Source organism: Endozoicomonas sp. Z74 (assembly GCF_057680865.1).
The window spans coordinates 62,328-69,000 of sequence record NZ_JBLYZI010000020.1 but is presented as its reverse complement, the minus strand read 5'-3'; the positions used below and the strand labels follow the sequence as shown (position 1 = coordinate 69,000).

General features: G+C 52.0%; 5 protein-coding genes. All 5 read right to left on the bottom strand.

All coding sequences use genetic code 11. The features are described from left to right. Positions 1 to 176: 176 nt before the first annotated feature. From ACNRUY_RS08305 to tssI, 5 genes are read right to left on the bottom strand one after another with little or no spacing between them, the layout of a single operon-like run. The gene (locus tag ACNRUY_RS08305; protein WP_488111186.1) at positions 177 to 977 is read right to left on the bottom strand and encodes a hypothetical protein; all 801 of its coding nucleotides are present in this window, start codon (positions 975 to 977) and stop codon (positions 177 to 179) included. A gap of 16 nt (positions 978 to 993) precedes the next feature. Beyond that, positions 994 to 1,779, bottom strand: a complete 786-nt coding sequence (locus tag ACNRUY_RS08300) for a hypothetical protein (protein ID WP_488111185.1) — start codon at positions 1,777 to 1,779, stop codon at positions 994 to 996. Next, entirely contained in the window at positions 1,776 to 3,617 is a 1,842-nt protein-coding gene (locus ACNRUY_RS08295; protein WP_488111184.1) for a lipase family protein, read from the bottom strand. The genes ACNRUY_RS08300 and ACNRUY_RS08295 overlap by 4 nt, the downstream gene beginning before the upstream one ends. Positions 3,618 to 3,676: 59 nt before the next feature. Beyond that, entirely contained in the window at positions 3,677 to 4,513 is an 837-nt protein-coding gene (locus ACNRUY_RS08290) for a DUF4123 domain-containing protein (RefSeq protein ID WP_488111183.1), read from the bottom strand. Next, on the bottom strand, positions 4,510 to 6,603 hold the full coding sequence (gene tssI / locus ACNRUY_RS08285) for a type VI secretion system tip protein TssI/VgrG (protein WP_488111182.1): 2,094 nt from the start codon (positions 6,601 to 6,603) through the stop codon (positions 4,510 to 4,512). Before tssI ends, ACNRUY_RS08290 begins: the two co-directional genes overlap by 4 nt. Between the last annotated feature and the right edge of the window lie 70 nt (positions 6,604 to 6,673).

Genomic DNA, 6,673 nt, shown 5'->3' with positions numbered 1-6,673 from the left:
ACCTGAGCTTTGAATTCAGGTGCATGACGCTTCCTTTTTCTGACTGTCATTTTCCCCTCCTTGAAAGGGCATCATACAGTCGAAAAACTTAACTTAGCCAGTGGTCCAGTTTTTGGGGTCCACTATACCCCCTTGTGACCCAAGACGCCTGGAGTGCAAAGAAAAACATTAAAAGACTATTTTTCTTGCATCTTTGCACGGTACTCAAGGGAGGGACGACAACTTACTTCGTTCGCACAGAGTTGCTCGAAATATGGGTCCCGAGGCGGAGCATTATCAACATATTGATCGGAGTCCAGGTTATACCACCGGTCTGTCATTGTGAAATTCAGGGTATATTGTTGACCTGGCACCACGTCATCATACGATACAAAATGTGTATAACTGAATGGGTTTAAGAAGTCTCGTTCGTGTTTATATGCATAAGTGATTTTACCTGCGCCATTTTTGTACTTATCCACCGTTTCCTGATCAAACGAAGGAAATAACATCAGAAAGTCATCCGAAATGGCCTGCATTTTACCGAAAACCTTTTGCATTTCAATGTTAGTCTGAGCGGTCAGGCGTTCTGTATTTTTGGAGGGCTCTTCATTAGGCTCCAGTACTTCAACTGTGATTGAGGCGACCCTACTCATCGGTTCGTATTCATGAACGATTCTTACGTAAAAGTCCGCCAAACTATACTTACACTCTTGCTTTTTCATATAGCGGACAGGCACTTCCACACGGTAGCGGCCAGGATTAAGAGTGTTATTTTCCTTGCTGTCAACCGTTTCCCTTACCAATAGATAACGATCAACCCCGATCAGATCACACCCTGGCGCTTCAGCATCAGGGCGGAAACGTGCAACGGTTTGAACCTGTGAGTTTGGGGGTATTTTGCCTTTAAAGACAACTGTCCCCTTAAGGCTATGAGAGTTGCTAATGCAGCCCGGAAGAGCCAGTATTCCAAAAACAAGAACCACCTGCTTTTTCATAAAAACACTTCTATATTCAATTGCGTTTGATATCCAGGTCTTTCATCTTTGCCCGGTACTCAAGGGATGGGCGACAGTTATCTTCATTAGCACAACGTTCCTCAAAATATGGATCCTTAGGTGGAGCCTTATCCACATAACGATCATTATCTCTGTCGTATATCTTATCCGAAAATTTAAAATCCACGGTATAGACAGTCCCTGGCTCAAGGTCTTCCGGCAAAGTATAAAAACTTGTTCTTTTCGTCATTTGTGGGTAATCCGGATGGGAGTAAGATCTTGACGAATAATAAACCAATGGTTCTTCATGTCGTTTCAAACCCTTACCACGTGTATAAAACATCCTCCTTAGCTCAACCCCCATCGGTTCTTTTGGAATGCGCTGACTGACTAGACTGTTAACCTTATCCGGTGCACTGGCGGGAATAACCCAAACACCGCTGCCCCCCCATTCTGTTGTCACTCCTACCGACAACTCCACCATTCGATAACGGCAATCTTTTGACCCTGTATACCGGGTAGGCAACTCTATTCGGTAGCGACCTGACTTACTGGTGTTATTTTCTAAAGAGTACCAACGCTTTTCAAAGCTCTTATTTTTATAACTGGCTGTACCAATTATATAATTCTGGCATTTTTTAATGTTTTCCCCTGCAATGAAATGAGCCCATACACCAGCTTGTGAATTAGCCGGGATCTCCCCTTCAAAAAAAATGGAATCGGTAAAATTATATCTTGCTGGCTGGCTTGAGCAGCCTGTAAGCATCAGAAATGCAATGACAATAATAACACGCTGCTTCATGACTCAATTTCCCTAACCATTGCTGCAATGGCTTGATTCATTAGTGGATTCTCTTCCGATGAATACAAGCGATGAGCAATAGAGCTAATAGCCAGCCATTGAGTCAATGTAGTCCGCTCAACTTGCCACTCATCCAAGCGTTGAGCCAGGAATGTCTCGTAGTCTCTTCGCCCGGCAGGGGTTTGCAACCGGTTTCGATCGTACTTTTCCAGAATACGGTCGGGGTGCTGGTAAAACACCGCCATTTGTTCCAGTTCAGCCACCCGCTGAGTGACCCACATATGCCGACTGTCGTTTTGATTCTGCCAGCGATTCCAGAACATCAGTAGGTCATCACGAAGCCCCTTGAGGTACTCCCCGGAACCATGGTTACTGCCACCCAGGGGGCTGGCTCCATCCACCACATTTTTCAGCACCAGAGGTGGCCCCCCCTTCTGTGTGTCGCCCTGACGGATCTGGATGGGCATGCCATGATGCCGATAATGGTGCTCATCCCAGTCCAGCACAAGGCTCCAGGCCAGCTTGGGGATGGTAGAGGTGGGTTTCAGGGCCGTAACACCAAGAATGATCATCAACTCTTTAAGGGATGTATTAAACCCAGGCGCAGGCACCATGGTTACCGGATCATCCATATTGATATGGCGGAAATGGGTTATCCCCTTAAAGTGCTCCACCATTTGTTCATCCCCAACCCTGGGACTGCCGTAGGTGTATAAAATAATCCGGCAGTCCAGTATTGTGCTCAAATAACAGGCGATTAGTGTTGCCAGTGCACCGCCCAAACTATGGCCTGTTACATAAACAGTTTCCAAAGCTAATTCACGATCACTTATGTAATCGTATATTGCATCTCGTATCCCCAAAAAAGCCCTTAAAAACCCCTCATGAACCTCCCCCTCACCCCCTTCAATAATGAAGGGGGTTTTCTTCGCATCAGTGTCCGTAAATACATCTCGAATACTGGAAGTGCCCCTGGCAGCAATCAGTAAGCTCTGATCAGTATGCGTAATAAATGCATGAGTATCAGTATCTTCATCATACAAGTACTGCTTGTATCTTCCCCTGTCGTTCAACTTGTTCAAAAACAGAGTATTGTCCAAAGCCACCTCTTCAACAATAGGCGGATAAGGCTCAATACTTTCAATGTACGTGGGAATTTCCCGGTTCCGCAACCGATTCAAAATATCACTGACCGAACCTTTGACCGGCTCCGGGTTTTCCGCATCCATACCCCATTTGGCATAGATCAACCGCATCATAATGCCCAGGTTCCAGGCATTAACCAGATTGTACTGATCTGAGGGAATCAGAATGGGCCGGTATGCCCGCAGGGACTGCAGCCGGAGCACAAAACAGGCGCCCACACCAAGCTTGCCGCTGGCATAGCCCAGAGGTGTCGGGCTTTTATGAATATCGGGCAGATCGAGGTTTTCCGGCACTTCCGCCAGGTCTTCAAATGTAACTGCGTGGTAGACCAGCAGCTTTCCTTCAGCGTCTTTGCCTCCATTATCCTCAAAGCCCGGTTCCTGGCTGACCAGCCGTTGATCAAAAGCGGCTCGGGCCGGACACGGTTGTTCTTCGCCCCCCATAGGCCGCTGCTGGGCGGCCTGGTAAAGGGCATCGGCATCAAAGCGAACATGCACTATTCCGGCCGGAAGGCCGTCTACCCGGGCATGACCACCTGTCAGGTAGGTTGGGTGGACCTGCCCCTGACAATCGGTGACCCACAGGGGCAGGTTGTCGTAGGGCTGCCCCTGCTCATCGTACAGTTCAATCTCTACCCACTGGTTGAGGCGCTGGCATTCAATGCAATCGTTGCTGATCTGGCCGGTGGTCATACTGCGCTGTCCTGATCCAAAGTTTTACCAAGTCTGTTTATCCAACATCGGTTCTGTTGCTATAGGCATTTCGCCATCCGGTATAAACGACTGAGCACGGTGGGTTCATCGGTTTCTTTGAGGGCGGCCTGGAGCCGGGGGTGGTCAAACAGCGATTCATTTCCGGTCACCGCCAGTACCGTATAAAGACTCAGGGCATTCCCCGTCAGCTGCCGTTTTTTTCCCTGTTCCAGGGACTGGCGTAAAAAATCTTTTAGAGCCCCCTGCTGTGCTTTCCGCAGGCAACTGGCCCTGTCCTGCTGCCAGAGCCAGTTTTCCAGGTTATTCAGATAGAGGTGATCACAGCCCGAGCGATGCTCCGGCTTGATGTCCCACCAGAATGCTTGCTCCGCACAGTCATTTTTCTCAGTGGCTCCCTCCATCACCAGCCACTGGTCCCGATGCCAGAGGGTCAACTGACTGGCAGGCCCCATAAAACGACATCGATCTTCTTCTGACATTTTTGGCAGCATTTCCCCAATCACTCGCGGGTCGTGATAACGAAACATCACCGCCTGCCCCTCCAGACAGGCACAGACCAGGCTGCGCCAGTGAGCAGCCACCCGATCAAAGGTTGCCCCGGAAAAAAACAGCCAACCAGGCGCATGGGCTTTATGTTCATCCAGCCACTGAATAAATGGGCTTTTTGTTTTCAGGGGCAGCAACCAGGGACCAAACTCCAACTGCTTCCGATAGTCGGTTTGGGCAAACAGTGGCAACGCTTCTCCTTGCTCAATCTGATAAAACACCGGCAGGGGAGCTGGTTCCGCCAGGGGGTCAACAATGGCGTAGAGACACTGCTTCAGAAAACCGCCCTGTATCCGGCACCAGTCCTGTAACGTTGCATTGTTCGTCATTCACTGACCTCATCCATTACCGGGCACTCCTTAACCGTAGCGGCCCCCTTTTCCCGAGCGGCTATCAGAGCCGATGGCTGAAGCGCTACCGGTGGCAGCAGTACTTCAGCCTCCCTTGGCTCTGGCACCGTCCCGGTACGATCCTGATCTGCCGCTACCGGTAACATTGGCATTTCCGGACTGGCCCCGGAGCCGGACCCCGGGGAGCCGCCGGAGTTGATGTTAATGGCCGGCCCCACCAGGCTGACCCCGGAGGGGTCTACTTTGACAAAACTGCCCCCGCCGGAGAGGCTGATTTCCGACCCGGCATTGAGCACGATTTTGCTGCCCCCTTTAAGATGCACTTCACTGCCAGCATCCACACAGGTGGCGCTGCCCGCCCGGATGTGCTCAGTGCCACCAATGGTTCTGGACAGGTTTTTCCCCACGTAGTGACGCTGTTCGCCACCGGTGGTTTGATGGTGGTCGCCCCCGGTAAGGCCGTAGTGGTCAGCGCCGGTCATTCCATGACAGTCGTTGTCTGTTTGCTGGCGCAGATCGTTGCGGATGCTCAGGTCGAAATCTTTCTGACCATGGACAAACAGTTGCTCATGGTCTGCCTTATCTTCAATACGCAGTTCGTTATAGCCTTCGCCACCAGGGCTGCTGTTGCTTTTCAGCAGGGTTCGGGTTTTATGTTCCGGCAACCCATAGGGCTGAGGGTTCTGGCTGTTGTAACTGCATCCCACCACCAGGGGCTGGTCCACATCACCATTGATAAAGCTGACCAGTACCTCCATACCCACCCTTGGCAGAGTGAAGGCACCATAGCCATTGCCCGCCCAGCTCTGGGCTACCCGAACCCAGCAACTGGTCTGGCCATCGGCCTGACCTTCCCGGTCCCAGTAGAACTGAACTTTTACCCGGCCATAGTCGTCGGTGTGAATTTCTTCGCCCTCGGGGCCGGTGACCACTGCACTCTGAATACCGTGTAGGGTGGGCTTAGCCAGGGGTTCTGGCCGCCAGAAGCAGTCCCAGGAAGTGGCCTCAAACCGGTTGTGGTAACGGGCCTGGCCACTGGCCGTTTCTTCCAGCACCTGGGGCTGCTCTCCCTGATGCTCAATACTCGTTGTGAGCCAATACTGGTTCCAGTCCGTCTGGCTGTGACCATCCAGGGCCAGAAAAGCGCCGGCACTCAGAGCCGGTATATGGCTTTCCCCAAAGGCCTGTCGGGTGTCCCGCCGTTTCTGTTCCATTCCCAGTGACGTCTGGCGGCTGCCTTCCACATCATCCTGGAAGCTCCCCGGCCAGGTGTAATCCACAAGCGCACTGTCTCCCTCCACTTCCAGGGGAACCGGGGTTTTGCTTTGCTCCAGAGGGCGACTGGCACGGGTGAAGTTATAGTCCCGAAGGTCCACCTGACCAACCCCGACCCGGTGCTCTACTTCAAAAGCGGTCACGGTATCAAAGGCGGCGTTCATGCCGTTGCCACTGTTGTAGACGGCCAGCTCCCCTTCAGGAGGCACCGGGAAACCGTCCTGGCCATCGGCCAGTACCAGCAGATGTTTTTCCGGGTCGTGCTCGAAGTGAAAATGGATCCCCTCTTCTGCCAGGATACGACGGATAAAAGCCAGCTCGCTTTCCCCGTACTGGACGCAATAGTCCCGGGCTGAATAGCTGCTGTTGAGTCTCAGCTCATAGCGGTCCGACAGAATACCGGCGTCTTCCAATAACTGGGTGACAATGGCTGGCACCGACTGGTTCTGGAATACCCGGTGATTCCGGCGGTAGTCCAGCAGTTTCAGGGAGGGCTCAATCACCAGGGCATAGCGGGTCAGACGACGGCCGGTGTCCAGCCGTTCCATGGCGGTAACCTGACCATGGATATGACGGTCCCGGTCACTGCCCCGCAAAGTGAGCAGGGCGGTATGATGCAGATAACCGTTCAGATCCAGGTCCGGGTTCTCGCAGACCGCCTGGACGGTGAATTGGAAGCACTGGTGAATCGACTCCTTCCCCTGGAAGGATTCAACTTGCAGCAGATCACGAAGAGAGTCATCCAGACCGGCGACCTGGAGCAGAAAGCGGGCTTGATTGGCAGCGGCTGACATATACGACTTTGGTGTTTTATTAGAGGAGCGCCAATCTATACTGCAAGCCGTTGCCCGGGATAGTGAGTCA

Coding starts and splice junctions, on each gene's coding strand:
- ACNRUY_RS08305 (WP_488111186.1), bottom strand. CDS start 977: ATGAAAAAGCAGGTGGTTCTTGTTTTTGGAATACTGGCTCTTCCGGGC.
- ACNRUY_RS08300 (WP_488111185.1), bottom strand. CDS start 1,779: ATGAAGCAGCGTGTTATTATTGTCATTGCATTTCTGATGCTTACAGGC.
- ACNRUY_RS08295 (WP_488111184.1), bottom strand. CDS start 3,617: ATGACCACCGGCCAGATCAGCAACGATTGCATTGAATGCCAGCGCCTC.
- ACNRUY_RS08290 (WP_488111183.1), bottom strand. CDS start 4,513: ATGACGAACAATGCAACGTTACAGGACTGGTGCCGGATACAGGGCGGT.
- tssI (WP_488111182.1), bottom strand. CDS start 6,603: ATGTCAGCCGCTGCCAATCAAGCCCGCTTTCTGCTCCAGGTCGCCGGT.